The 24,633-nt window shown below is 40.5% G+C and carries 17 protein-coding genes; 16 read left to right on the plus strand and 1 reads right to left on the minus strand.

Annotation, left to right across the window (positions count from 1 at the left end; translation table 11 throughout):
- The first annotated feature begins 49 nt into the window (after positions 1 to 49).
- From gcvT to JJQ94_RS09385, 7 genes are all read left to right on the plus strand, one after another.
- Positions 50 to 1,132: a glycine cleavage system aminomethyltransferase GcvT gene (gcvT, locus tag JJQ94_RS09355; RefSeq protein ID WP_045990156.1), complete on the plus strand. Its 1,083-nt coding sequence runs from the start codon at positions 50 to 52 to the stop codon at positions 1,130 to 1,132.
- Between the two features lie 76 nt (positions 1,133 to 1,208).
- Positions 1,209 to 1,598, plus strand: coding sequence for a glycine cleavage system protein GcvH (gene gcvH, locus JJQ94_RS09360; RefSeq protein ID WP_099031205.1), 390 nt, complete (start codon positions 1,209 to 1,211; stop codon positions 1,596 to 1,598).
- Positions 1,599 to 1,780: 182 nt separating this feature from the next.
- Positions 1,781 to 4,681 carry an aminomethyl-transferring glycine dehydrogenase gene (gene gcvP / locus JJQ94_RS09365; RefSeq protein WP_099031206.1) on the plus strand — a complete coding sequence of 967 codons (2,901 nt, stop codon included), beginning with the start codon at positions 1,781 to 1,783 and terminating at the stop codon, positions 4,679 to 4,681.
- A 555-nt stretch (positions 4,682 to 5,236) separates the two neighbouring features.
- Positions 5,237 to 7,405 carry a TonB-dependent receptor gene (locus JJQ94_RS09370; RefSeq protein WP_099031207.1) on the plus strand — a complete coding sequence of 723 codons (2,169 nt, stop codon included), beginning with the start codon at positions 5,237 to 5,239 and terminating at the stop codon, positions 7,403 to 7,405.
- Positions 7,406 to 7,480: 75 nt separating this feature from the next.
- Positions 7,481 to 9,538 carry a hydantoinase/oxoprolinase family protein gene (locus JJQ94_RS09375; protein ID WP_099031208.1) on the plus strand — a complete coding sequence of 686 codons (2,058 nt, stop codon included), beginning with the start codon at positions 7,481 to 7,483 and terminating at the stop codon, positions 9,536 to 9,538.
- 21 nt (positions 9,539 to 9,559) lie between these two features.
- Positions 9,560 to 11,266 (plus strand): hydantoinase B/oxoprolinase family protein, encoded by a 1,707-nt coding sequence (locus tag JJQ94_RS09380; protein WP_099031209.1) that lies wholly within the window; start codon positions 9,560 to 9,562, stop codon positions 11,264 to 11,266.
- Positions 11,267 to 11,315: 49 nt separating this feature from the next.
- A complete protein-coding gene (locus JJQ94_RS09385; protein WP_099031210.1) occupies positions 11,316 to 12,476 on the plus strand; it encodes an MFS transporter in 1,161 nt (386 codons plus the stop codon).
- Between the two features lie 70 nt (positions 12,477 to 12,546).
- Here the strand turns inward: JJQ94_RS09385 and JJQ94_RS09390 are convergent, their stop codons facing one another.
- Positions 12,547 to 13,074 carry a peptidylprolyl isomerase gene (locus tag JJQ94_RS09390; protein WP_099031211.1) on the minus strand — a complete coding sequence of 176 codons (528 nt, stop codon included), beginning with the start codon at positions 13,072 to 13,074 and terminating at the stop codon, positions 12,547 to 12,549.
- A gap of 145 nt (positions 13,075 to 13,219) precedes the next feature.
- On the opposite strand from JJQ94_RS09390, the gene JJQ94_RS09395 reads away from it, so the two are divergent.
- The 9 genes from JJQ94_RS09395 to JJQ94_RS09435 all read left to right on the plus strand — a co-directional run bounded on the left by JJQ94_RS09395 (position 13,220) and on the right by JJQ94_RS09435 (position 24,548).
- Complete coding sequence (locus tag JJQ94_RS09395) at positions 13,220 to 13,714, plus strand: Lrp/AsnC family transcriptional regulator (protein ID WP_099031212.1); 495 nt, start codon at positions 13,220 to 13,222, stop codon at positions 13,712 to 13,714.
- 587 nt (positions 13,715 to 14,301) lie between these two features.
- Positions 14,302 to 15,126, plus strand: a complete 825-nt coding sequence (locus JJQ94_RS09400) for a TnsA endonuclease N-terminal domain-containing protein (RefSeq protein WP_099031213.1) — start codon at positions 14,302 to 14,304, stop codon at positions 15,124 to 15,126.
- Positions 15,123 to 17,510 (plus strand): Mu transposase C-terminal domain-containing protein, encoded by a 2,388-nt coding sequence (locus JJQ94_RS09405; RefSeq protein WP_201435451.1) that lies wholly within the window; start codon positions 15,123 to 15,125, stop codon positions 17,508 to 17,510. The genes JJQ94_RS09400 and JJQ94_RS09405 overlap by 4 nt, the downstream gene beginning before the upstream one ends.
- 14 nt (positions 17,511 to 17,524) lie before the next feature.
- Positions 17,525 to 18,967: an ATP-binding protein gene (locus JJQ94_RS09410; RefSeq protein ID WP_099031215.1), complete on the plus strand. Its 1,443-nt coding sequence runs from the start codon at positions 17,525 to 17,527 to the stop codon at positions 18,965 to 18,967.
- On the plus strand, positions 18,960 to 19,931 hold the full coding sequence (locus tag JJQ94_RS09415) for a TniQ family protein (protein ID WP_099031216.1): 972 nt from the start codon (positions 18,960 to 18,962) through the stop codon (positions 19,929 to 19,931). Before JJQ94_RS09410 ends, JJQ94_RS09415 begins: the two co-directional genes overlap by 8 nt.
- Entirely contained in the window at positions 19,921 to 21,363 is a 1,443-nt protein-coding gene (locus tag JJQ94_RS09420) for a TnsD family Tn7-like transposition protein (RefSeq protein ID WP_099031217.1), read from the plus strand. The genes JJQ94_RS09415 and JJQ94_RS09420 overlap by 11 nt, the downstream gene beginning before the upstream one ends.
- Positions 21,364 to 22,180: 817 nt before the next feature.
- The gene (locus tag JJQ94_RS09425) at positions 22,181 to 22,501 is read left to right on the plus strand and encodes a hypothetical protein (protein ID WP_099031218.1); all 321 of its coding nucleotides are present in this window, start codon (positions 22,181 to 22,183) and stop codon (positions 22,499 to 22,501) included.
- Positions 22,498 to 22,953: a hypothetical protein gene (locus tag JJQ94_RS09430; protein WP_201435452.1), complete on the plus strand. Its 456-nt coding sequence runs from the start codon at positions 22,498 to 22,500 to the stop codon at positions 22,951 to 22,953. The genes JJQ94_RS09425 and JJQ94_RS09430 overlap by 4 nt, the downstream gene beginning before the upstream one ends.
- A 323-nt stretch (positions 22,954 to 23,276) precedes the next feature.
- Entirely contained in the window at positions 23,277 to 24,548 is a 1,272-nt protein-coding gene (locus JJQ94_RS09435; protein WP_099031219.1) for a hypothetical protein, read from the plus strand.
- Positions 24,549 to 24,633: the final 85 nt, after the last annotated feature.

Raw genomic sequence — 24,633 nt, forward strand, 5'->3', positions numbered from 1 at the left:
CCCCTCAGCACCAACCGATGGCGGCTGAGTAAAAAAGTGAAGGATAAGTATGACTTCTAAAACAGTACTACACGCTAAGCACCTAGAAGCTGGCGCGAAAATGGTAGACTTCCACGGTTGGGAAATGCCAATCAATTATGGTTCACAAATTGAAGAGCACCACGCGGTGCGTCAAGATGCGGGCATGTTTGACGTTTCACACATGACGATTGTTGATATCGAAGGTGTAGACGCAAAGGCATTTTTACAAAAGCTAGTTGCAAACGATGTAGCTAAGCTTACTGTGGCTGGTAAGGCGCTATACACAGGCATGCTAAACGAGCAGGGCGGTGTAATTGACGACCTTATCATTTACTTCTTCACTGAAACGCAATATCGCCTAGTAGTTAACTCTGCAACACGCGAAAAAGACCTTGCACATATCGGCGCGGTAGCGGCAGATTTTGATGTGGCAGTCACTGAGCGTCCTGAGTACGCGATGATTGCGGTACAAGGTCCAAACGCAAAAGCAAAAACAGCAACTATCCTAGACGAACAACAACAAGCGGCTGTTGAAGGCATGAAGCCATTCTTTGGTGTGCAAGCTGGTGACCTATTTATCGCAACAACGGGTTACACTGGTGAAGAGGGTTATGAGATCGTAGTACACAACGATGGTGCGGCGGACTTGTGGCAAAAATTATTAGACGCAGGTGTGCGTCCAGCTGGCCTAGGTGCACGTGATACGCTACGTTTAGAAGCGGGCATGAACCTTTACGGCTCAGACATGGACGAGACTGTGTCTCCACTTGCAGCGAACATGGCATGGACAATTGCATGGGAGCCAGAGGAGCGTGACTTTATCGGCCGTGCAGCTATCACTAAACAGCGTGCAGAGCAAAGCACTGATAAGCTGGTAGGTTTAGTCCTAGAAAGCAAAGGCGTATTACGTGGTGGTTCTAAAGTTATCGTAGAAGGTGGCGAAGGTGTTATCACTTCTGGTACATTCTCACCAACTTTAGGCTTCAGTGTAGCGCTTGCGCGTGTACCTCGTTCAATTGGCGAGACTGCACAGGTTGAAATGCGTAAGAAGCTAGTTGATGTTAAAGTAGTTAAGCCAAGCTTCGTTCGTAATGGCAAGTCAATTATCTAGTTTTTATAGATAATAAATAGAATAACATTGATGTCGCTCACGGGGTGACATCGCAACCGACCAAAGGAACAAAAAAATGAGCAACATTCCTAGCGAGTTAAAGTACGCTACTTCACACGAGTGGGTTCGCGCTGAAGGTGACGGCATATACACTGTTGGTATCACTGAGCACGCACAAGAACTTCTAGGCGACATGGTATTCGTTGAATTACCAGACGTAGATGATGAAGTTGACGCGGGTGAAGACTGCGCGGTAGCTGAGTCTGTAAAAGCAGCGTCAGACATCTATGCACCAATCGGCGGCACTATCGTTGCAATCAACGAAGACCTAGAAGATGCGCCTGAGACTGTAAACAACGATGCTTACGGTGACGGTTGGTTGTTCAAAATTAAAGCGTCTGATGAGTCTGAGCTAGATAACCTACTAGACGCTGAAGGCTACGCAAATTCAATCGACGAAGACTAATTTGTTGATAGTAATAAAAGCCCCTTTTTAGGGGCTTTTATTGTTGCTTTTTGGGCAAGGGTGCTTGCTCAAGGTATGACGAGATCATACCAACGTTTTTAGAATACTGCCGTTACCAAGGTATCTCATTTAGATAAAAACAGTATTCACCTTTTTCATTTGGATCATAGGAACCTGGACTAATGTCAAACGCCAAATCTCTTGAACAGTTAGAGCAAAAGCAAGATTTTATCCGCCGCCATATCGGGCCAAGCCCAGCACAGGTGAGCGAGATGCTAAGCGCTCTTGGAGTATCTAGTGTTGAAGAGCTGATCGGTCAAACTGTACCTGCTTCAATTCGTTTAGAAGAGGGCTTACAGATCGGTGAAAGCCGCACAGAAGTGGAAACCCTAAGCTACCTTAAGTCAGTAGCAAGCAAAAACAAGGTTTTCAAATCTTATATCGGTCAAGGCTACCACCCAACTCACGTACCTCACGTTATCCTACGTAACGTACTTGAGAATCCGGGTTGGTATACTGCTTACACCCCTTATCAGCCAGAGATTGCGCAAGGTCGCTTGGAATCACTACTTAACTTCCAAACGCTGACTATGGACATTACCGGCCTAGACTTAGCAAGTGCATCACTACTTGACGAATCCACAGCAGCGGCAGAAGCAATGGCGCTTGCAAAACGTGTATCTAAAGCGAAAAAAGCAAACATCTTCTTTATTGCCGACGACGTACACGTACAAACTATCGACGTAGTATCTACGCGTGCTGAGCAGTTTGGTTTTGAAGTAGTAGTAGGTCCTGCAAGCGACGCTGCTAACCACGAGATTTTTGGTGCGCTATTCCAATATCCAACAACATCAGGTGAAGTGGTTGACGTTACTGACCTAATCGCACAAGTACAAGACAAAAAAGCGATTGCCTGTGTTGCCGCAGACATCATGAGCTTAATGCTACTTAAAGCACCAGGTAAACTAGGTGCAGACGTAGTACTTGGTTCTGCACAGCGTTTTGGTGTACCTATGGGTTACGGCGGTCCACATGCAGCATTCTTTGCTACGCGTGATGCTTACAAGCGTTCATTACCAGGCCGTATTATTGGTGTGTCTAAAGACCGTTTAGGTAACGACGCGCTACGTATGGCGATGCAAACACGTGAACAGCACATCCGCCGTGAAAAAGCCAACTCAAACATCTGTACTGCACAGGTGCTACTTGCAAACATGGCTGCGTTTTACGCGGTTTACCATGGTCCTCAAGGTCTTAAGATCATCGCTGAGCGCATTAACCGCCTTGCAAGCATTCTTGCAACGGGTCTTAAAGCAAAAGGCGTGGCACTTAAGCACGATACGTGGTTTGACACCATTACCGTTAAAGCAGACGACGCTGACAAGCAAGCGGTTGTGGCGCGTGCAGTAGCAAAAGGCGTAAACTTTGCCCTTAACCACAACGGCGAATACTCAATTGCAGTAAACGAAACCACTACGCGTGCAGACGTAGCTGAGCTATTCGACATCATTTTAGGCGACGACCACGGCCTAAATGTCGATGCGTTAGACGCACAAGTATCAGGCGAGAACATTACAGGTATTCCTGCAAGCCTAGTGCGCGATGACGAAATTTTAACGCACGCGAACTTTAACAGCTATCACAGCGAAACCGAGATGCTGCGTTATATCAAGCGTCTTGAAAACAAAGATTTAGCTTTAAACCACTCAATGATCTCATTGGGTTCATGTACCATGAAGCTAAATGCAACTGCTGAAATGATCCCAGTGACTTGGCCTGAGTTTGCAGAGCTACACCCGTTCTGCCCAATCGACCAAGCACAAGGTTACAAGATCATGATGACTGAGCTGCACGACTGGCTTGTGAACATCACAGGTTACGATGCAGTATCACTACAGCCAAACTCAGGTGCACAAGGTGAGTACGCAGGTCTTATCGCGATCCGTAAGTACCATGAGTCTCGCGGTGAAGGTCACCGTAACATCTGTTTGATCCCAAGTTCAGCGCACGGTACAAACCCAGCGTCTGCACAAATGGCAAGCATGAAAGTGGTTGTGGTTGACTGTGATAAAAACGGTAACATCGATATGGAAGACCTACGCGCGAAAGCCGCAGATGTAGCTGAAAACCTATCGTGCATCATGGTCACTTACCCGTCTACACACGGTGTATACGAAGAGTCTATCCGTGAAGTATGCGACATCGTGCACCAGCACGGCGGCCAAGTATACATGGACGGCGCAAACATGAACGCGCAGGTTGGGGTAACTAGCCCAGGTTCAATCGGCTCTGACGTATCGCACTTAAACCTACACAAAACATTCTGTATTCCACACGGTGGCGGTGGCCCAGGTGTTGGTCCTATCGGTGTTAAATCGCACCTAGCGCCATTTATGCCTAACCACAGCGTGATCAACGTAGAAGGCACAAACGTAGGTAACGGCGCGGTTTCTGCGGCACCTTACGGCTCAGCAGCTATTCTACCTATCTCGTGGGCATACATCGCGATGATGGGCAGCGAAGGCCTAAAACAAGCAACAGAAATGGCAATCGTGAACGCTAACTACCTAACGGCTAAGTTGAGCGAGCACTACCCAATTCTATACCGTGGCCGTAACGACCGCGTTGCCCACGAATGTATTGTTGACCTTCGTCCACTGAAAGAAGCCACAGGCATTACCGAAATGGACGTTGCTAAGCGTCTACAAGATTACGGCTTCCACTCACCAACGATGTCGTTCCCAGTAGCGGGCACACTTATGGTTGAGCCAACGGAATCTGAGTCTAAGGTAGAAATCGACCGCTTTATCGAAGCCATGGTTTCTATCAAAGGTGAAATCGACAAGATTGCATCAGGCGAGTGGTCTATCGAAGACAACCCATTAGTATTCGCACCACACACGCAAGCTGACGTACTAAGCAACGATTGGAACCGTGCATACGACCGTTTCTACGCTGCATTCCCAGTACCAAGCGTAGCAAAAGACAAATTCTGGCCAACGGTAACCCGTATCGACGACGTATACGGCGACCGTAACCTAATCTGTTCTTGCCCAGCGGTTGATACTTACCGCGACGCGTAAGGGTTTTGATAACTGGTAATGAAGATTGTGACAGTTTTAATGAAGTCTGTGACAGGTAATTAAGATTGTGACAATCTAGCTAGTAGATCACTAAAAAGGCGAACCAAATGGTTCGCCTTTTTGTTAACTCGTTATTGCCCCATTATCAGTTACGCAATTACCTATAGGTCCGCTTTGAGTGAGAAGCGAAAGTTCGGTAACTTAGCAGCAGGCCTTTATGGCTCTGCTTTCTAATTTGATTCTTGTATTCAGTAAAAGGCACCAATAGAGCAAGTACAGAAAATCCTTTTTTGGTGTTTATTGTTCATATTCAAAAGATGAACTCTAGCTCTTAACCTCTATCGCATGAATAAAAAGTCATTATAAAACGATCACCTAACCTTTCCGACATTTCCCTTTTTACCAAGTCAAGCAAATATAAATTCACTTTAAGTAGTAAATAAGCACATGACTTTTTGTTTAAGGTGTTACATACAGTGAAATTTTTCGTAAAAGAAGAGTTATCGTGGATATAACAATAAATATTAAAAATAAATGAATCATAGAAGGTGAGTTATGTTGCGGAATAAGATATTACGCCCAGCTAAGTTAACGTTAGCTATAAGCAGTACACTAGCATTTACTACCCCTACTTTTGCTGAAGAAGCTACATCAGCAGACAATGCAAAAATAGAGAAAATTGTTGTGAGTTCAAGGGGGCGCATTGAGTCTTTGCAACAAATCCCTGATTCAGTGACAGTGATTAATGAAGCAGAAATCCAACAAGCCAGAATAACTACTATTAAAGATTTCTCTGCGCTTACTCCTAACTTAGATGTTTCTACTAACTTCCGCTCAGGATTAAATTTTGTCACTGTACGCGGCCTTATCACACCTCAAGTTGGTGAAGCGCCAATTGCTTATGTGGTTGACGGCGTAACCGTGCCAAACCTTGAATTTATCAACCAAGGTCTACACAACATAGAGCGTATAGAAGTATTACGCGGCCCACAAGGCGCCCTTTACGGTAAAAATGCCATTGGTGGCGCAATTAATATAGTTACTAAAGCGCCAAGCGATGAAACCGAAGGTTCAATCCAAGTATCGTTTGCTGAAGGTAATGACGTTAAACTAAATGCAGCTATTAGTGGTGCAATTAGCGAGGATAAGCTTTACTACCGTTTTTCTGCTAATTACCACGACCGTGATGGTCAAATTGCTAACACCTACTTAAATGAAGAAGTTGACTTTGTTGACGGTGCTTATGGTTTCCAAGGTATGTTGGAATACTATATTGATTATGAAACTAGCTTAACCATACAGGGTAATTACTCTGACACTCGTCAAGGTAGTAACTATATGGCGTATATCACTGCTGAAGAATTAGAAGATTTCGATATTCAGCCAGACGCCAACACTGTTGGTGAAGATATCTCAGAAATGTATTTTGTATCAGCTAAGCTTGAGCGTGAATTTAATACAGGTGAATTAACGGTTGTCGCTTCTGCTAATAGCGCCGATATCGAGTTTTTCTCAGATGGTGACTTTACCCATTTAGATGCCGGTGAAGAGAACTTCTATTTCCCAATTACTCAAATCAACCCGATTAAAGAAGATGGCAAGAGCATTGAAGCACGCTTTACCTCATCAATTGATAATGCTTTTCGTTGGACAGTTGGTGGATTTGCTGAAACTAAAGACAGAAGTGTATCTTACGACCAAGTGTGGGATGTTACGCCAACTGAGCGTGTTACTTATGACGATGTCAAAGAGTTAGTTAAAAGTGACCCTACATTAGTATTTACCGGTGAAAAAACCGAACAAGAAAGTGATGCTTATGCATTATTTGGTCAAGGTAACTACGATATCTCAGAAGACTTAGAATTAACTTTTGCTCTTCGTTATGACTCAGAAACCCGTGAAGCTTATGATAAGCGTGATGTTGCTGCATCAAGAGCCAAAGCAACCTTTAGTGAATTACAACCTAAAGCGTCATTAGCATGGCAGTACACGCCAGATGTTTTATTTTACTCAACCTATTCAAAAGGTTTTAGATCTGGCGGCTTTAACGAGTACGCACCAACAGTGAACCGCCAGTACAGCGAAGAGGTGTCAGACACTGTTGAAATCGGCTCAAAAACCACTTGGTTAGATAATCGTGTTTGGTTAAATGTAGCCGCATTTCATATTTTACAAGAGCAGGCGCAATTCACTCGCTTAAACCCAACAACCTTTACGCTAGAGAACTTAAACATTGATGAAGTCACTATCAATGGTTTAGAGCTCGAATTATCAGCCAACGTGACTGACGATTTAAAAATCGCTATTGGCGCTGGATTAATTGATAACGAAATTATTAAAAACCAAGGTGTAGATATTTTATCAGGCCGCGATCTTCAAGAAACAGAAGGCGGCACTATGCCTTATGTTTCTGAGTTCAACTTTAATGGCTCCGTTACTCACTTCACTGAGCTTTCAGGCGATTGGTTATTAAGCTCTCGCGTTGCATTCAACACGGTTGGTCCAAGAAGCTTTGACATATTTAACGAAGATACCGGCAAGTCTGATACTCACACTTACCTAAATGCCAATTTCACTTTTGAAAATGAAAACTGGTCTGTGTCGTTATTTGCCAACAATTTAACTGACGAAGAATCACCAGAAACAGTGTTCTTATTTAACCCATTAATTCGCATGCCAAATGCACCAAGACAAATTGGTATGCAGGCGAAGTTTAATTTTTAGTCGGTAAATTTCGGTGCGGTAGCCACAAATAAGTGGCTACCAATTTTCCCCAATCTTCTTTTTTTAGAGGTCTCTATGACTGTACGAGTTGCAACTGATGTTGGTGGCACCTTTACCGATCTTGTTTACATAGATGAAGGTAAAGTTAAAGCGGTAAAAAGCGATACCACACCACCTAATTTTGAACAGGGCGTTGTTAACGCTGTTGATAAAGCGAGTATTTGCCTTGATGATGTTGATTTCTTTGCCCATGGCTCAACGGTAGTAATTAACGCAATCACTGAACGTAAAGGTGTTAAAACGGGCCTTATCACCACTCAGGGTTTTCGCGATATTTTAGAAATTGCTCGCGGCAATACGCCAGATATTTTCAATAACTGCTACCAAAAACCTAGTCCATTTGTTGAGCGCCACCTACGCCTTGAGTTACCCGAACGATTAGATCACCAAGGTAATGTTGTAACTAAGCTTGATTTAACTAGTTTGCCTGAAATCATCAGCTATTTTAAGTCACAAGATATTGAAGCGATTGGTGTTTGTTTCCTACATGCCTATTTAAACCCTATTCATGAGCAAGAAACCGTTGCTGCAATAAAACAAGGGTGGCCAGAAGTGGATGTAATTTCCTCACATGAAATCTCAGCCGAATGGCGTGAATATGAGCGCACTAATACCACTGTGCTCTCGGCTTATGTTCTGCCACCTACACAGCAATACTTAAATAAATTGAAAACTAAGCTAGCAGAGAAAGGCTTAAAGAATGATCCATTCATCATGCAATCTAACGGTGGTATCGCCACTTTAAATGCGGCAAGTAAAAACCCGATCACTTTAGTGGAGTCTGGACCTGTTGGAGGTATTTTAGGTGCGGCGGCTTACGGTAAAGTTATTGGCGATGGCAATATCATGGCACTTGATATTGGCGGTACAACCGCGAAATGTTCACTAATTCATAATGGTGAAACCCGCATAACCACTGAATATATGTTAGAAAAAACTGCAAAATCAGCAGGTTATCCAGTAAAAACACCAGTTATTGATATTGTTGAGATTGGCAATGGCGGTGGCTCTGTTGCTTGGATTGACGCGGCAGGTAGCTTACATGTTGGTCCACAAAGTGCGGGCTCTACGCCAGGACCTGTGGCCTATGGCCGCGGCGGCAATGAGCCAACTACCACTGACGCTAACCTTTATACTGGTCGTATTAACCCAGAAAACTTTGCTGGTGGTGATATCAAGCCTGATGTAAAAGCAGTACACAATGCCTTTGCTAAATTAGGAGGTGAGCTCGGTGTACAAGCGATGGATGTTGCCCATGGAGTGCTAAAAATTGCCAATTCAAATATGGTAAATGCACTAAAGCTTATCTCGGTAAACCGTGGATATGATCCTCGTGATTTCTCGTTAATGGCCTTTGGTGGCGGTGGTGCCTTACATGCAACGGCGCTAGCTAAAGAACTTAATGCGAAAAAAGTCATTATCCCACCATTTGCTGGAGTGTTCTCAGCTTGGGGAATGTTAATGATAGATCTGCGTCGCGACTACATTCAAACCCATAAAATTGCCATTAGTAGACACAGCAAAGCTGAAATTGATCATGCTTTTGATGGCGTAATCAACAAAGCTTTAGCTGATTATCAAGAAGATGGTTTTAGTGATGATCGCGTAATGCACGAGCTCTATCTTGATGCGCGTTATGATGGCCAAGAGCACACAGTAAAAATTGCTGTGCCTGACTTAAAAATGGCACAAGAGGACTTTATCAACGAATTAATTACTCGTTTCCACAAAGCCCATGAACAGGAATATACCTTTAGTTTAGAAGGTTCAGCCATTGAAGTGGTTAATCTTCATTTAGTAGCCTATGGCTTACTTGATAAAGCAGAAATTGCTTCAGTAGCGAAAAGTGAATCAATAGATGCCAGCTCTGCAAAAGTTGGTGAGCGTGACGTTGATTTTGACGATTTAGGGGTTCACAACACCTGTATTTATCAACGTGAGTTATTACATCATGGTATGGAATTTACTGGCCCTGCAATTATTGAAGAGCCAACCACAACTACAGTTGTTCTTCCTGATAGTAAAGTGGAAGTGGATGCCTTTGGCGGTATTCATATTCACTTAAACCAATAACCAACACAGAGGATTTAACTAATGACTGCGATTAAAGAGAACACGTCAAATACCACTAGTGTTGATATCTTCACCATTGAGATCATAAAAAATGCCTTGATAGCCATTGGTGAAGAGATGTTTATTGCACTACAGCGTAGTAGTAAAAGCCCAATCATCTATGAGTCACTCGATTATGGTATTGGCGTTACAGATGCCAAAGGGCGATTAATTTCTCAAGGTAATGGTATTCCTGGTTTTATCGGTACACTTGATGCTGGCGTAAAAAACATCATTAAAAAATATGATAGCGATCAGATTTTCCCTGATGATGTCTTTATCTTAAATGACCCTTACTCGGGCGGTGGAACCCATTTATCTGATGTTTGTATGATTCGCCCAGTGTTTTACCGGAATACTTTAGTGGCTTGGACAGCCAATAAGGCTCACTGGACAGAAATTGGAGGTAAAGATCCTGGCAGTTATAGTGCAGACGCTACGTCTATCTATCAAGAAGGTTTGCAATTCCCTGGCATTAAAGTATTTGAAAAAGGCGTCGCTAACCAAGCACTACTTGATTTAATTGAAGCAAACGTGCGTTTACCAGATATGACCTTAGGTGATTTACAAGCATGTGCCGCCTCGTTAAAAGTTGGTGAACAACGCTTTTTATCAGTCATGGAAAAATACGGTCGAGATACTACGTTAACGGCAATTGATAAGTTACTTGATCATGGGGATGCTATGGTCATGGAGAAATTTAAAACCTTACCTAAAGGTGATTTCTATGCCGAAGATGTTATTGATGAAGATGGTATGGGCAACGGGCCATTTACTGTAAAAGTAAAAGTGACGATCACTGATGAAGTTTTTATTTGTGATTTTACTGGCTCGTCAGAGCAAGCACCGGGGCCAATTAACTGTACGATGGGCGTACTAGAGTCAGCCGCCCGTGAAGTATTTATGGGTGTTGTTGAACCAGATGCACCATCAACAGATGGCTGTTTTAGACGTTTACATGTACGTTGCCCAGAAGGTACGGTTTTAACTGCAAAACGCCCCGCGCCAGTCTCTTCTTATTTTGAAGCTATGGTGTGTGCTGCTGATGTTATTCGAAAAGCATTATCTCCTGCTATTCCTGAAGTTTTAACGGCAGGACAATTTGGTAGTGTTTGTACGATGAACTTATCAGGTATAAATCCATCAACTAAAGAGCCATTTTTATTAGTTGAGCCACTGGTTGGCGGTTGGGGCGCAAACAACGCTAAAGATGGGGAAAAAGGTCAGTTTTGTGTTGGTAATGGTGAAACCAGTAATATTCCAGTAGAAATTACCGAAGAACGCTATGGTGTACGTATTGAACGTTATGAATTTAACACTTCAAGTGCCGGCGCAGGCCAGTACCGTGGCGGTAATGGCGTCATTTTAGAATATCGCATTCTAGAAGATGGTGCCGATATCTCAAGCTTTTTTGGTCGAGGTATTACGCCGCCTTGGGGCGTTGATGGCGGTCAAAGTGGCTCTTGCAACTATGCAGAAGTGGTTGGCGCTGATGGCAAAGTTAAAGCTAAATTTAGCCGCACGAGCCGATATCCATTGCAAAAAGGCGATATTTTACGCCTTGTTACCGGTAATGGTGGCGGCTGGGGCGAGCCGAAGTTAAGAGATAAAAAGGCTATCGCCAAAGATATCCTGAATGGCTTTATTACTGTGCAAGACGCTAAAAGCATTTACCAGTATAATCAGTAACCATAATGAGCCTAGCGAGTAGCTAGGCTCTATTATTTTCGGAGGGTATATGTCAGCTGTTGCCTCACACCAAATAAGCAAAAATAATGATCTCGCCTTTGGCCTTTCTGGATTACTCACGGCGCCAATTGGCTACTTGGTATTGCTATTTTTACCAGTGTATTTAGAAGTTGTCGCCAAGACAATGGCACTCACTGATCAACAAATAGGTCATCTAGCGTCAACCGACTCCGTCGGCATTGTTATCGCCACCTTACTATTTTCTTTTTTTATCCAAAAGCTTCAATTTCGACAAGTAACATTGGTCGGTGTTGCCATCACTGTTTTGGCTAATTTAGCTTCGGCTCTTACTGACAGTTTTACGCTACTATGCTTCATCCGTATCATTGCAGGTTTTGGTGAAGGCTTACTAGTAGCAGTTGGGATAACAGCCATAGGTATGACATCAAACCCTAATCGTTGGTTTGGCTTTTATACCGCGGTGGTGGTTGGCGTACAAGCTTTGGGTTTAGTAACGGTTGCACCTATTTATCAAGCAGGTGGCCTAATAGCAGTATTTGTTGCTATGGCCGCGCTTTACCTATTGCCCTTACTGGTCGTTAAACAATTACCGCAAAATACTACAAGCTATTTGACTAGTGAAGAAGCCAACCCATGCAACCACTATATTGCGCCTAAGTACTTTTTAATCGCCCTTGCTGGCTTACTATGTTTTTACATTGGCATTGGCAGTACATGGACTTACATTTCATTTGCAGGTACAGACGCTGGGTTATCGTTAGACTACGTATCACAAGCTTTAGCGCTGGCAATGATTGCTGGCTTACTAGGTGCTCTATTTTTTGCATGGCTAAATGACAAAGGAAAAAATGCGTGGCTGTTATCACTCTCTGTGGTCATTATGGGCGTCTCATTAATCGCTGTGCTATTTGACGTTAGCGAATTTAAGTATTTAATGCTTTTAAGTGTTTTTAGCTTTTTCTGGAGCATTGTTGGCGCACGTACTTTTGCCATTATTTCAGATGCTGATCACAGTGGTAAATATATTAGTGCTGCACAAACACTCGTTGGCGTTGGGTATATAATAGGTCCAATGATGGCGGCACAAATAATTGTTGGTTATAGCTACCTCGGAGTTAATACCATGGGTGCTATCGCTTTTATGCTGTGCTTCGCTTTGATGATGCCATTAGCAAGGAAATCGCGATAAATTTATAGCTCACAAAGCCAAACGTTATGAATTACTTTATATCGCTTGGCTTTTCAACAAGGAAGATTAATTAGAGTAAAGTAATCGAATGAATGATGATTTCATTTTCCAAATACTCTTGTTTTTCCCCTTTCTCGTAAATCGCTATCAAAACGTCATCGCCTTCAGTAATACGACCAAAAGCGGCAAAGCCTAAGCCATCTTCATAGCGCTTACCGCCGTGATTAAGCTCTAATTGATCACCAATGCAAAAGAAAAAGCTGCCATCTGCACTTCCAGGGGCAAAACGTGCCATTGAGATGGTGCCATGAGTATGGGAAATACCGGTAATGTTCGTTGCTTCGTGAGCAATAGGTGCTAACAAGCTAGGATGCTCAGGAGGTAACCCCGCTTGAACCACTTGAATTTGGGTATTGGTGTCTTCTGGTTGATTAGCGTTGTCTTTGGTAACAATACGAAAAACACTACTCTCGTCAAAAAGCTTTTTTTGTACGTAGGTTAAAAAGTTACTAACCGTTACAGGGGCTTTATCAGCAAAAAGTGATACGGTAATATTGCCGAATTGAGTTTTAATTAAGACATTGGGATTATCTGACATTTAGAGCTCCAATAATGTGTTTTGACACTATTTTACGTAATGTCTTAAAAATAATGTCGCTTAACTAGGCTAAAAATTAACAAAATATATTGAAATGAGACGTTGAAACTACAATTAGTTTTGTCTCTATCACGTGGTGGTAACTATGGTGAAGAAGCAGGTTAAACTCGATAAAATTAATCGTAATATTTTAATCGAACTCCAAAATAATTCTCGCATTAGCAATAACGAGCTATCTGAGCGGGTTGGCTTATCGCCGAGTGCCTGTTTACAGCGTGTCAAAGCGATGGAGGAAGCAGGATATATCCTACAGTATGTGATGGCGCTCGATGTAAATAAACTTTGTATTAACGTAAAAGCCTATGCCAACATTAAGCTGAAAAGTAATACTTATCAAAACTGTAGTGTTTTTGAAAAAGCTATTAAGAAATATCCTCAAATGGTCGATTGTTTACGAGTAAATGGTGGCATCGATTACATAGCCTTTGTTATTTGTACTTCTGTAGAAGAGTTTAACGAGTTTTGTGATGAGTTATTGCAAGAAGAATTAGGTATAGAAAGTATCACCAGCCACTTTGTAATGGACGAGCCAAAATGGTTTGGCGGCTACCCCTTAGATAAATTACAATGGAAAGAGTAGCTTAACCTATATTCATAAACGCTAATTTAAAAAATTAATAACTAGCACATTATTTGTGCCTTGCGATAATAGATTTTTGAGCGTCTGCTTCCGATCGTATAGAGTCGGGAATAGTTCAATGTAAAGGTATCTTATTGATACAGAGCCACCCGTTGGCACTAACATTTTTGTCTAAAAGTGAGCTTGATTCTCTATGACCACTCATTTTAACATCAGAATCAGGCAAAAAATCTTTTTTATGGGAGTCTAGTCTTCCCCATTCAACATGCTTTTATCGATTAATAACTATCAAATTGGAGAATTATTAAAAGTTTTTTGTTATTGATTTTGTGGTTTTTATAACCAAAAACATTCTCCAATTCCGCCATTTTTTATTAATACTGAAATAGTAAATAACCCCGAAAATACCAGTATCTTGTTTTCATTATGATTTTAAAAATGTCAAAAATTGCCATTCTTTAAATTGGCAGGTCTTTTTATTATCGATATATTATATTCTCAATTATATCATATAGTTATGTTGTTTTGTAGACTGCCGGATTAAACTTTTCTCTGCTAAATTGTTTTTTATTTGTGCAGAGTTGTCTATGTCTAAACTTGTTGTAACCAACAAGGAAACAATCAGAAAGTTAAATAAATGGAAAAAGTTGATTCATAACTTAGATGATTATGAATCATATTTAACTGTTCGCGATGTGAATCAAATCGGTCGCCGTCACTGGATTTATTGTCCAATCCAAAAGCTTCACGTCCACTTATTGTCAGATGGTGAGCTAAGGGCATATAAAAAACTTCTACTTCAAAAGAATATAGTGCGAATCTTTTCTCAATATGCTCTGGATTTGGACGAGACACTCGATATTTCAGTGAGTTTGAATTTGATTCATCCTCGAAATTGGCAAACGAATGTAGCTCATGTAATGACTACAGATCTGCTTGCAACATATAGAAATAAAGAAGGGAAAGAATATCGTATTGCTTACACTTTCAAATATTGGGATCAAATTTATAAATTAAACACTAAAGACGAAGTTGAAAGAATTAACAAAAGAACTTGGCAAAAGTTTGAGATTGAACGTCAATACTGGAAGCGTAGAGATGTTGAGTATCGAATACTGACTGAACGTGATGCAACAAAAGAAGAAGCATGGAACTTTGATTATTTTCAATTAGCTTATGATTTTGAAACTAACATAGATGAATTAAAACAGTTCTGCGTTGCATTTATTCAAGCTTGGATAGTGAGCCCAAGAGCTGAGCTGCAAGTCCTTCTCAAAAGCCTGTCCGTAGCACAAAACCACTCATTTCAGAGAGCTCAGAGCCTGTTCCAATTCTCTGGTTTACATAACCTTCTGCCCGTAAATATCAATAAGTTTATTCGCTTGTTTAGACCCGTGGAGTTGCTGCTATGATTTTCGTGGGTCAATGCATTGTCTTTAAAAGTAAGGCTTCTACAAGTCAGAATAGTAAAGAAACGCTTATAAGATGGCGAGTTTGTCACGTTAACTTCCATCTCAAAAAGGCTGCTGTCTCTGATATGTGCATATCAGAAGTCGCTGACAACATTTCGAAACCAAAAGTTTTTTCATTTAATGAACTGTATAAGCGCATTAAATTAGCTTCAGAGGTGAGCAGCTATGATCTACCTGCTGAGATGTCGTATTCAGATAAAGAACTAGTGAGAATTGGTCGTCAAACATGGATAGATAAAAGAGACTATAAGTATCAAAAATTAGCGCCTTTAACGACCGAAAGTGTAATTAATCAATACCTTTATGGAAAAACAAGTATCAGCAAAGAAATTGATGAGCTAATTTTGTCTGAAAAAATGGCTAAGGATAAAGATAAGGATAAGGATAAGGATAAGGATAAGGATAAGGATAAGGATAAGGATAAGGATAAGGATAAGGATAAGGATAAGGATAAGGATAAGGATAAGGATAAGGATAAGGATAAGGATAAGGATAAGGGAAAGCGCTGGTTAACACGGGGTGTTTATTACAACGCTTTAAATCGTTACATTGTGTTCGGTTGTTCAATCAATGCGTTATTACCCACTAAATTAAAAAATACCGGATCAAACTATTTTTTACCAGCCGCTCCAGGTGAAGACAATGTAAAGCGCGGTCGCGGACGTGCTGATAATAGCAAAAGCCTCTCAAAATCAATTGGGGTTACACAGCAGCATAAAGAACAATTTAAGCAGGTTTTAGCTTTCTTGAACTCAAAGGAAGGCAAAAAGAAATTTGCATCGTTTAGCTATAAAAAGGCTGTTGAGCTTTATCAATATAACTTTGAAACATCTGTAGTTGTGCGTGAAATTGATGGCATTGAAGTTGAAACTCGTATTCCGTTCGAAGAGCAATATTGTTTATCAGAAGAGCAAATAACATATCATTTGAAAAAGCTAATAGATAAAAAGCTTTATGTCGAAATTCGCTATGGAAACATTGTTTACGAAAAAGATTATGCCGCACGGCAAGGTGCTGCGCATGACGGCGTGATTGGTGCAACTCATCGATATGAAATAGATGCGACAGTGATAGATAGCTATGTTCGTTACCCTTTTGATGTGTCTGGTCAATATTCTATGGGGCGACCGGTTTTGTACATCGTTATTGATGTTTACTCAACGATGATTATGGGGTTTTACATTGGGTTTGATGGGCCTAACTGGCAAGGGGCATGTCAGGCTCTGATTAACGCATGCAGTTGTAAAGTTAAATATGCAGAAAGTATCGGCTTGACAATAAGAGAAGAAGATTTTCCCTCACATCATATGCCGTATCAAATCACCGTTGATAATGGCAATGAGCATCCTGATCGCGTCATAACCTCGGTACTTCAGTCTGAAGTAGGAGTTTTGGGATATAACTTTACAGCTGTGTTTCGCGGAGATGCAAAAGGCACAGTAGAGAGTAAGTTTAACACCTTAAATGACACGACTATTCACTTCACACCTGGAGCAATTACTAAAGATCTTGGTCGAGGAGAGCAACATCCGTCCAATCAAGCACTATTAGATTATGACTCACTAAGAATTGAAATTTTCCAAACCATTATGCTGGTCAATAATACAGCTGATCGGTTACATCGACATGATATTAATGCAATAAGAAACAACATTGATATCACCCCTAAAGCGTTATTTGTTCACAGCTTAAAGCAAGAGATGAACGGCGGACGAGATGCGAAGCTTATTGAGCGAGGGAAAATCTACTGGGCTTTTTTACCTGAAGAAACTGCGACTGTTCGCGCCGATGGAATCTACTTTAAAGGGTTAGTCTATTACTCTGATTACGCAAAAAAAGCTAATTGGTTTTCAAAAGCTAAACATGACAAAGCTTTTAAGATACCAGTCAAACGCTATAAAGCGTGGACAAATACTATCTATCACAAAACTCAGGATGGTCAGTACATTCGCTTTGATTTAAAAAATGTTAATGATGAATCTCCGTTTATTAACCAGCACTGGGAACCGGTACTGCATCTCTTAGAGCAATTTAAAGATAAACGTCATAAGAATCGATTGAATGCTAAAAAGCTTCGAATATTCAAGGAAAATTTATCTCAACAACTTCTAAAGCTCAATGAGCAGCAGATTTCTGATGCGCCAGAAAACACTCGCACAAGCATGCAACCGGGTGTCAAAGAGCGACAACTTCAATTTAAAGCGATTCATCAATTAATGCATCAGATAGAGCTTTATGAAAACCTCTCTGGCAGCAATCAAGCTGAGTCAGAAACTTATATAAATCACAATCAATATGATGATTTAGACGAAGAAATGAATTAACGGAGCACCAGGTCATGATTAAAGCAGAATATCATCCTCATTTAGATCCAAATTTAAATGACAATCCGCTTTCTGAAACAATTCAAGTTGAATTGTTTGAAGAGTCATTTCTTAAAAAGTTGACTGTTATCACTAACATAGTTCCTAATTTTTGGGAGTTACCTGAGATATATCAATTAACTCAACTTCGACAACTAACAGACGTATATATACCGGATCCTCAGGCTTGGAGAATACATAATAAAATAATGAGCTTATTGCTATTTTGTTATGTTCATCGAAATCCATTTTCAAAAACAATGCAAATTTTAATGAGAAAAATATCGCACTCATTAAAACACCAAGAAATGTTTGATGGTCAAGTAGCAGGGATGTCAACAGCCCCAGCATGTTTAGTGTACGGTGAGTCTGGAACAGGTAAAACAACAACCATTAGGAAGGTTCTTGGCACAATTCCGCAAGCAATTGAGCATACAAGTTACAAAGGCGAGCATTTCAAAAAACTACAGCTGGTCTGGGTCTCATTTGACTTGCCAGCTAATGGCTCACCGAAAGCGATGTGCGCTAATTTTTTTAGAGCGGTCGATAAGGCATTGGGCACTAGCTATCACGACATATGGATAGGGCAAAATGATAAGAAGTACTCAGTTGATAGCTTGATGGCAGCAATGCAGAGTATTGCTGCTAATCATTATCTTGGGGTTGTGCATGTTGATGAACTTCAATTTATGCTCGGGTACGGAAAGATTAAAGGGAGCCCGAATTTACAGACTTTAGAAACACTGTTTAATAAAATAGGCGTACCAATCATACAGAGTTCAACTCAAATTGGAGTTGAGTTATTCGATACACTAAAAGAGTCAGATCATCGACTTGGGCATGATATGTCAACAGTTAGACGTATGCTTAATGATCGTCAGTTTAAATTTGTTTTGCACCCAAAGAGCTCAGTTCATTTTAATAACTTGTTCGATGCGTTATTCCCTCACGAGCTACTATTAAATAACGACGAATCAAATCGAGAACAGTTTAAAGGTAAGTTTCACGAGCTGTCAGTGAGTCTACCAGCGATCATGGTTCGCTTAGCTTTGTTGCATCATGAAACGTTGAAGGCTCTTATCAACAAACCTGGTCAGAGCGAAAAATATCGCTCAACGTTCGATATCATCTTGCTAGAACGCGTATATCAAAATCAATTTCATTTAATTGATTCTGCTCTTTCAGCCTTACGAAAAGGAAATCGTAAATTATTCGAGCAAAAAATCCGAGCTAACAACAGTAAGAAAGCTGTTTACTCTAACGAAGAAGCCAAGGAGGCTAAGAAAGCCGATAAAACCAGTGAAGCGAAATTACCTCAAGTTAAGAAATCCGATGATACCCCGCATTCAGACGTAAAGCTGGTGGATTTTAATTTGCTTGCGCAAGAGATTTGCACTGGAGTGGGTGGCGATGAATAACATTTCAATGCCTTTCCTGTTTCCAGGAGAGCACCTTCTTAGCAGTTTAGCGCGATGGTTTGATATACAAGGACGTAATGATTTTTTGATGACTTGCAAGCCTTACTTCCCAAACATCAATCAACTTAACCCTTCAGTAATCTGGCGACCTATTTATGCAGAGCTGCTTTCACATTACATTGATACTTATGGTGTTGATAAGATCATCAATGAGCATACTTTACTGCCGTTTTACAGGTACTTCTTATCTGAGCAAGATGCGGCGAATTTAAATGAGCAGGGTTATTTGTTATCAGGGGGGAAAGTTCAAGTAGGAATGCAGACTCATGTAAAATCAGCTTATCATTGGCGATGGTGTAATGAATGTGTTCAGGCTGATTGTGACCAATATGGGACAACGTATTGGCATGCATGTCATCAAATACCGAGCATTCAACGCTGTTATAAACATCAAACGCCATTAATAAGTGGGTGCAAACATTGTGGATTTGAATACAAGCATTTTCAACGACACAGCTTACCTCCTGAAAATGATCGCTGTCTTGAGTGTGAACATCAACTACTTCCAAGTAGCTTAGCTCTTTATCCCGACTCTCACTGGCTTGATGCAATAAGTTTAGCTCTTTATCAAAACCCTTTGCAGTTGAGTATCGAAGATTTAAGAGGGCTAATGAGAGACAAACTTGGTTACAAGGAACTTCCTAGAAATCTCAGTGTAGCGCAACGCCTTGATGTTTCAACGATGCAAACTAATTTTGAGCAAAGCTTAAATGACGCTGTTTTTGATATTTATTTCAAACGCTCTAGGGGCGATATTTTCTCTGTCGGTCAAAAGGTATTGAATATTGTTACTTTTGCGTATCGTGATGCAAGGATCCCACCGATCAGCATTCTTTTGATGCTCAAATCGTTAAAACTTGATGATATTTTCAAGTTAGTGATGGACTCTCGTGATGAAAGCTGAGTATTTCTGTCCGCCTATCTATATGGGGGAGAGCGTTTATAGTTGGTTATCTCGTTGGATTATTGGAATGCCTTTTCCTTGTATTACACAAGGTCAAAACCTTTTGTTAGGCAGTCGAAACAAGCAAATGAATGCGCAATTTCCTGGATACCTACCTCAACTTGCAGCGCAATCAGGGTTGACTCTTTCTCAGTTGATTAATGATCACACGTTAATTCCTTACTTTAAACATTTTTGCCAAGCTAACGATTATGCATCTTTGTTAAAAGACGTAAAAAATGGTGATACATGTGCAACGTTTTCAAAGATGTCATTAACTGCGAGCCGAATTCATCCAAAGCATGCTAACAATTATTGCCCTATGTGTGTTCAGGAGGATATTGAGCGCTATGGGGTGACATTTTGGCATGTTAGCCATTTTTTGCCTGGTGTGACTTCGTGCGTTAAGCACGGAATAGATTTAATTAGTGTGGATATACCTCGTAGAGCACTCTCAACGCCACCTGAGAGCGATTTAAAGACAGAGTTTAAAGCATCTCCCCCTAAGGCTTGTCTTTTGGCTAATTTGAGCTTCTCGTTGCTTACAGAGGTGAATTCTTTGGGGGATGGCATTAAAGCCGCTGAAACTTATCGTACTAAGCTCGTTGAACTTGGATTTGCAGCCAATGTGAATTCAATACACCAACGTGAATTAAGGGAAAGCTTAGAGGGGTTTTGGGAGCCTATTTTAGATAGCTATGAAGTGGCGCTTATCTTTAATCTGGGGCAAGGGATCACTTTCCCTTCTTGTCTTTTTTATCAAGCTGACTCTCATCACCACCCGTTATTACACCTTTTAATGATTGGAATGTTGTTTGGCTCAATTGAGGGGTTTAAGGATTATGGGCAATGCAGTGGAAATCAAACTCTTGAAGTGCAGACACCAAGTTTAGAGAAAGAGCGATTTATACAAAAAGAAAATCAAGCGTTAGAGGCTTTGAAAGCGGGGGAAAGTTTAAGGAAAGCTAGTTCATATAGCGGCCTGAGTGTGATTAAGGTTAAACAGCTAGCGATTCAGAACAATATCTTCATAGATAGGCGTGAACAATTCATCTTCGCCTATGAACGAAAAGTTATTGTAGAGCAATTGCGCCAAGGGATACCCACAAAGGTCATAGCGCAAGCATTTGGTTGCTCCATTGGTGCTGTTGAGCAGTTATTGTCACAGCATCCTGACGTTGTAGAGCTAAGAAAATATAGGCGGTATCAGATAAAGCGTGGCAAACACCGCGCTAGATTACTCGCGTTTTTAAAGCAAGAGCCCAATAGTACGCGAGGGAATATCCAAAATGCTATAAGAGCAGCATACACTTGGTTGTTTAAGAGGGATAAAGCTTGGCTGTATTCACATTTACCGAAGCGCGTTCGTTATAGATACTGGCCAAGAAAGTGAATATTAAGTTTCCGTATGTAAGCGCCAAAACATGATTTGAACATGCTTTGGCATTCTACAAGGTCTCTCAGTTACTAAAATGGAAGGTTCAGTAGGTTCTGGCTAGTGAGGTCTCTAAGAAGGCATTTTTAAAATTGGTAGACAGTTATTTATTGTTATCAATTAATCTTGTTATTCCGCAACTGCGTTGCGAAGAAAGCCAGTTAAGTAAGACACAAGCAACTCAAACAGCTAATAAATAGATTTTTAATGCGTATCTCTCAGCAAAAGACATGTTTTGTTGTCTCCAAATAAGAGACTAATGATTTCAAAAAAATTTGCAAGCATGAATTTGCTAAGTCATTGATTTAGGATGTTCGTTTGCACATTCTGTAACCAAAATGCCAAAGAAAGTGCTTGACAGGAAAACTGTGAAATTTGGTAATTGGTTTATAAATCAATGTGTTATATGAAACCTGTTGCATATGCTTAGTGTTTGGTGGGTATTTAGCTCTTCGTTTTTAAGAACAACATTGGAGGTACGGTGAAACAGTTGAAAATCAGCGGTTCGTTAATAATTTTGGCTCAACCCATCAAAATTGGGTGATAACGCCGTATCCGCATGCAAAAGTCTATTTTACAGAGTCGAACTATTTGGACTTGCGATTGCTGCGTTTTGAGGGCTGTAAAGCTTCACTGTTTTTTCGGAACCAGTTAAAGCATCTTTTTTAACGAAATTTAAGTGACACTTCCGAGATTTAAGTGACACTTCCGAGATTTTTCACCAATTCTGGCTCATTCTTAAAGGATAGGTTTTTATCGTTTTTGGAGTTCTTTTATGTATGCGGCAGCACTTGAACAGCATCTTCGGGACTACTCACCAAACGTATTTTTCTACACCCCTTTGGAGGTGGATGACGTTTTTGTGTTTGTTTTACATCGTTTGTTCCGAACGTTATCCGAAATGGTTGGAGATGGGATTGTAGAAGTATTGCATGTAGCGGTTTGCCCTAAGACACACATCCCAACTATTCAACTGATGCTACCGCCCCAGCTTAATGAGAAAGACTTTGGCGCATTATTTGAAGATACACAGAGACTATTACATCAAGCAGCTCAAGAGTGGAAGCCGCAGCCAACTGAAGAGAAGTTGAAATGAATATCTTATTTTTATGCACCTCGAATTTAAATCGCAGCAAAACAGCTGAAGATCACTTCGCAGCAAAAGATCCACTGCGCGTCTACCGGTCAGCAGGTTTGAGCGAGAAGGAGTGTAAGCGAAACAACACAACATTATGCAGTGAAGAGTTATTAACTTGGGCTGATGTCGTATTTGTCATGGAGAAGGAACATGTTCGCCGTATCGAAAAGTACACTGATCAACGCTTCTTAGAGAAAATCATCAACCTCAATATTCCAGACGTATATCAACGTGGTGAGCTAGCTTTGATCGAGCAACTTGAAAAACGCCGAGATGCGATGCAATTTAAAGAGCTGTTTGCTCGTATTGAATCGCCATCTTCAGCTCGCGCTGCACTTCGTTTATTTGAGGCTAGTGCTACTGAGCTTGCTGAAACTTATCAACCTGGGAATACAGAAGAAAAATTTTAACATTGGGTTCAAATTTGGGATTGTGTTTGTGGAACTGTATTTCGAATCAAATCAATTGTACAAAATCAGTTGTAATGACTCATACACGATCCGACAATCGTAAAGTAGGCTTTGATTACGTAATAATGATTTTTTGCAATATTATTGTCAATATTTAGACACAATAATGGAAATTAGCACTATTATAGAGCTCGATAGAAAAAGTAATATATAAGACCTGAATATGTTGGTATTCTAAATTTTATCTTTTACAATCAAGATTCTAACAATAACTACAGTCTTCTTCTATATGGACAACACTACTTGTAGTGATTTGGGATAACATGGCTAAAGATACTATTTACCGCGGAGCTTCAGATAAAACCAAAGGCTTTCGACTTCAAAAGATCCGTGCAATCAAGCTGATGATTGAAGAAATCATTAAGAACGATAGGCAATTATTTTACACTGCGATTGAAATTACAGAAGATGTTGACCATACCATAGTCAATGAGTCGCATATTGAATCTAGAGTTGAAGAACTAAAAGCATATGACAATAGTGCCTTTACCCTCCAAAGTGAAGCTGTTAAGAATACTTTAGTTAGCTTTTTCGATATATATTTTAAGAACTGGCAGTCTAGTGATAACGTAAAACTAGGGTTCTATACGACAGCAACAATAGGTAAAGAAAAAAAGAAGGTCTTGTTCAACGGTACTACCTTAGAACCTCCGGCTCAACCAATTTTGAAAATTTTGAGTGACGGAGGCACGCTAGACCAATCAGCATTCGAATACTTTAAAGCTACCATTCTCGAAGAATATCGTAGTCAATACTTCAAAACTCCTAATCCAAAATCGAAAAACTACGCTCAAGAGCTAGCTAAACAACAAAATAAATTAGATAACTCTTATTTCTCTACACTCGAAAATTTAACTCTAGAAGAGGCAAATAATTTTCTCGACAAAATATATTGGCATTTCGATGATGAAGATAATGACGCTCTCAAGGCTAGTGTACTGCAACTAATCAAAACCTGTCCCTTATCAAATCTTAGTAATGAGGGTAAAGAAGAAACTATTTTTTGCGAACTTATGGAGCTACTAGATGAGAGGCAGAATGATAATGTGTTTTCTAATAAGTTTATCACTGGTTCTGACGTAAAAATGGTATTCAAAAACGCAGAGAGCAGCATTTCAGTTGAACTATTAGACCCTTCATGGGAGAGGTATCATGAAGAATCTCAAAGAATCACAGATAAAAGAAACCTGGGAGATAAGCTCATGTCAGTCTGCCCTGATTTCTCTAAGCAACTTCACGGGATTTACTCGCGAGAGGCATGCACAGTAAAAATTGATAAAAATAGTGGAAAATCATTCTTAGCTCTAAAGTATAGAGTTTTCTTAGCTTGTGCAGAGTATCTAGCACTCAATGCACAGAGCACCTATACGCAAGATGAAATTATTACAGCCATAGGAAAGATGCTTGAGAAGTCAACAGCTACAATCGAGACACTAAAAAATGACTTTACTTATAAGGTGTCAAATGAGGTCATTATTAAAAGTATAATCTACGATCTGTTTGATGAGTGTTTTATTGCTCTGAACGAGGTATAACGATGTGTGATATAAAAAAAAGGCTTATGTTCAGTTCTAGTGATGATCCCTACTATATGTGCTTTTGGATATTGATAACACTAGA

It is taken from the genome of Pseudoalteromonas sp. GCY (genome assembly GCF_016695175.1).
Taxonomy (GTDB): Bacteria; Pseudomonadota; Gammaproteobacteria; order Enterobacterales; family Alteromonadaceae; genus Pseudoalteromonas.

What these genes read in the sequence shown, in the direction of transcription:
- JJQ94_RS09405 (WP_201435451.1), top strand. Translation starts at nt 15,123, where the DNA reads ATGATTTTCGTGGGTCAATGCATTGTCTTTAAAAGTAAGGCTTCTACA.
- JJQ94_RS09390 (WP_099031211.1), bottom strand. Translation starts at nt 13,074, where the DNA reads ATGTCAGATAATCCCAATGTCTTAATTAAAACTCAATTCGGCAATATT.
- JJQ94_RS09385 (WP_099031210.1), top strand. Translation starts at nt 11,316, where the DNA reads ATGTCAGCTGTTGCCTCACACCAAATAAGCAAAAATAATGATCTCGCC.
- JJQ94_RS09420 (WP_099031217.1), top strand. Translation starts at nt 19,921, where the DNA reads ATGAAAGCTGAGTATTTCTGTCCGCCTATCTATATGGGGGAGAGCGTT.
- gcvH (WP_099031205.1), top strand. Translation starts at nt 1,209, where the DNA reads ATGAGCAACATTCCTAGCGAGTTAAAGTACGCTACTTCACACGAGTGG.
- JJQ94_RS09415 (WP_099031216.1), top strand. Translation starts at nt 18,960, where the DNA reads ATGAATAACATTTCAATGCCTTTCCTGTTTCCAGGAGAGCACCTTCTT.
- JJQ94_RS09410 (WP_099031215.1), top strand. Translation starts at nt 17,525, where the DNA reads ATGATTAAAGCAGAATATCATCCTCATTTAGATCCAAATTTAAATGAC.
- JJQ94_RS09400 (WP_099031213.1), top strand. Translation starts at nt 14,302, where the DNA reads ATGTCTAAACTTGTTGTAACCAACAAGGAAACAATCAGAAAGTTAAAT.
- JJQ94_RS09375 (WP_099031208.1), top strand. Translation starts at nt 7,481, where the DNA reads ATGACTGTACGAGTTGCAACTGATGTTGGTGGCACCTTTACCGATCTT.
- gcvP (WP_099031206.1), top strand. Translation starts at nt 1,781, where the DNA reads ATGTCAAACGCCAAATCTCTTGAACAGTTAGAGCAAAAGCAAGATTTT.
- gcvT (WP_045990156.1), top strand. Translation starts at nt 50, where the DNA reads ATGACTTCTAAAACAGTACTACACGCTAAGCACCTAGAAGCTGGCGCG.
- JJQ94_RS09435 (WP_099031219.1), top strand. Translation starts at nt 23,277, where the DNA reads ATGGCTAAAGATACTATTTACCGCGGAGCTTCAGATAAAACCAAAGGC.
- JJQ94_RS09430 (WP_201435452.1), top strand. Translation starts at nt 22,498, where the DNA reads ATGAATATCTTATTTTTATGCACCTCGAATTTAAATCGCAGCAAAACA.
- JJQ94_RS09380 (WP_099031209.1), top strand. Translation starts at nt 9,560, where the DNA reads ATGACTGCGATTAAAGAGAACACGTCAAATACCACTAGTGTTGATATC.
- JJQ94_RS09425 (WP_099031218.1), top strand. Translation starts at nt 22,181, where the DNA reads ATGTATGCGGCAGCACTTGAACAGCATCTTCGGGACTACTCACCAAAC.
- JJQ94_RS09370 (WP_099031207.1), top strand. Translation starts at nt 5,237, where the DNA reads ATGTTGCGGAATAAGATATTACGCCCAGCTAAGTTAACGTTAGCTATA.
- JJQ94_RS09395 (WP_099031212.1), top strand. Translation starts at nt 13,220, where the DNA reads ATGGTGAAGAAGCAGGTTAAACTCGATAAAATTAATCGTAATATTTTA.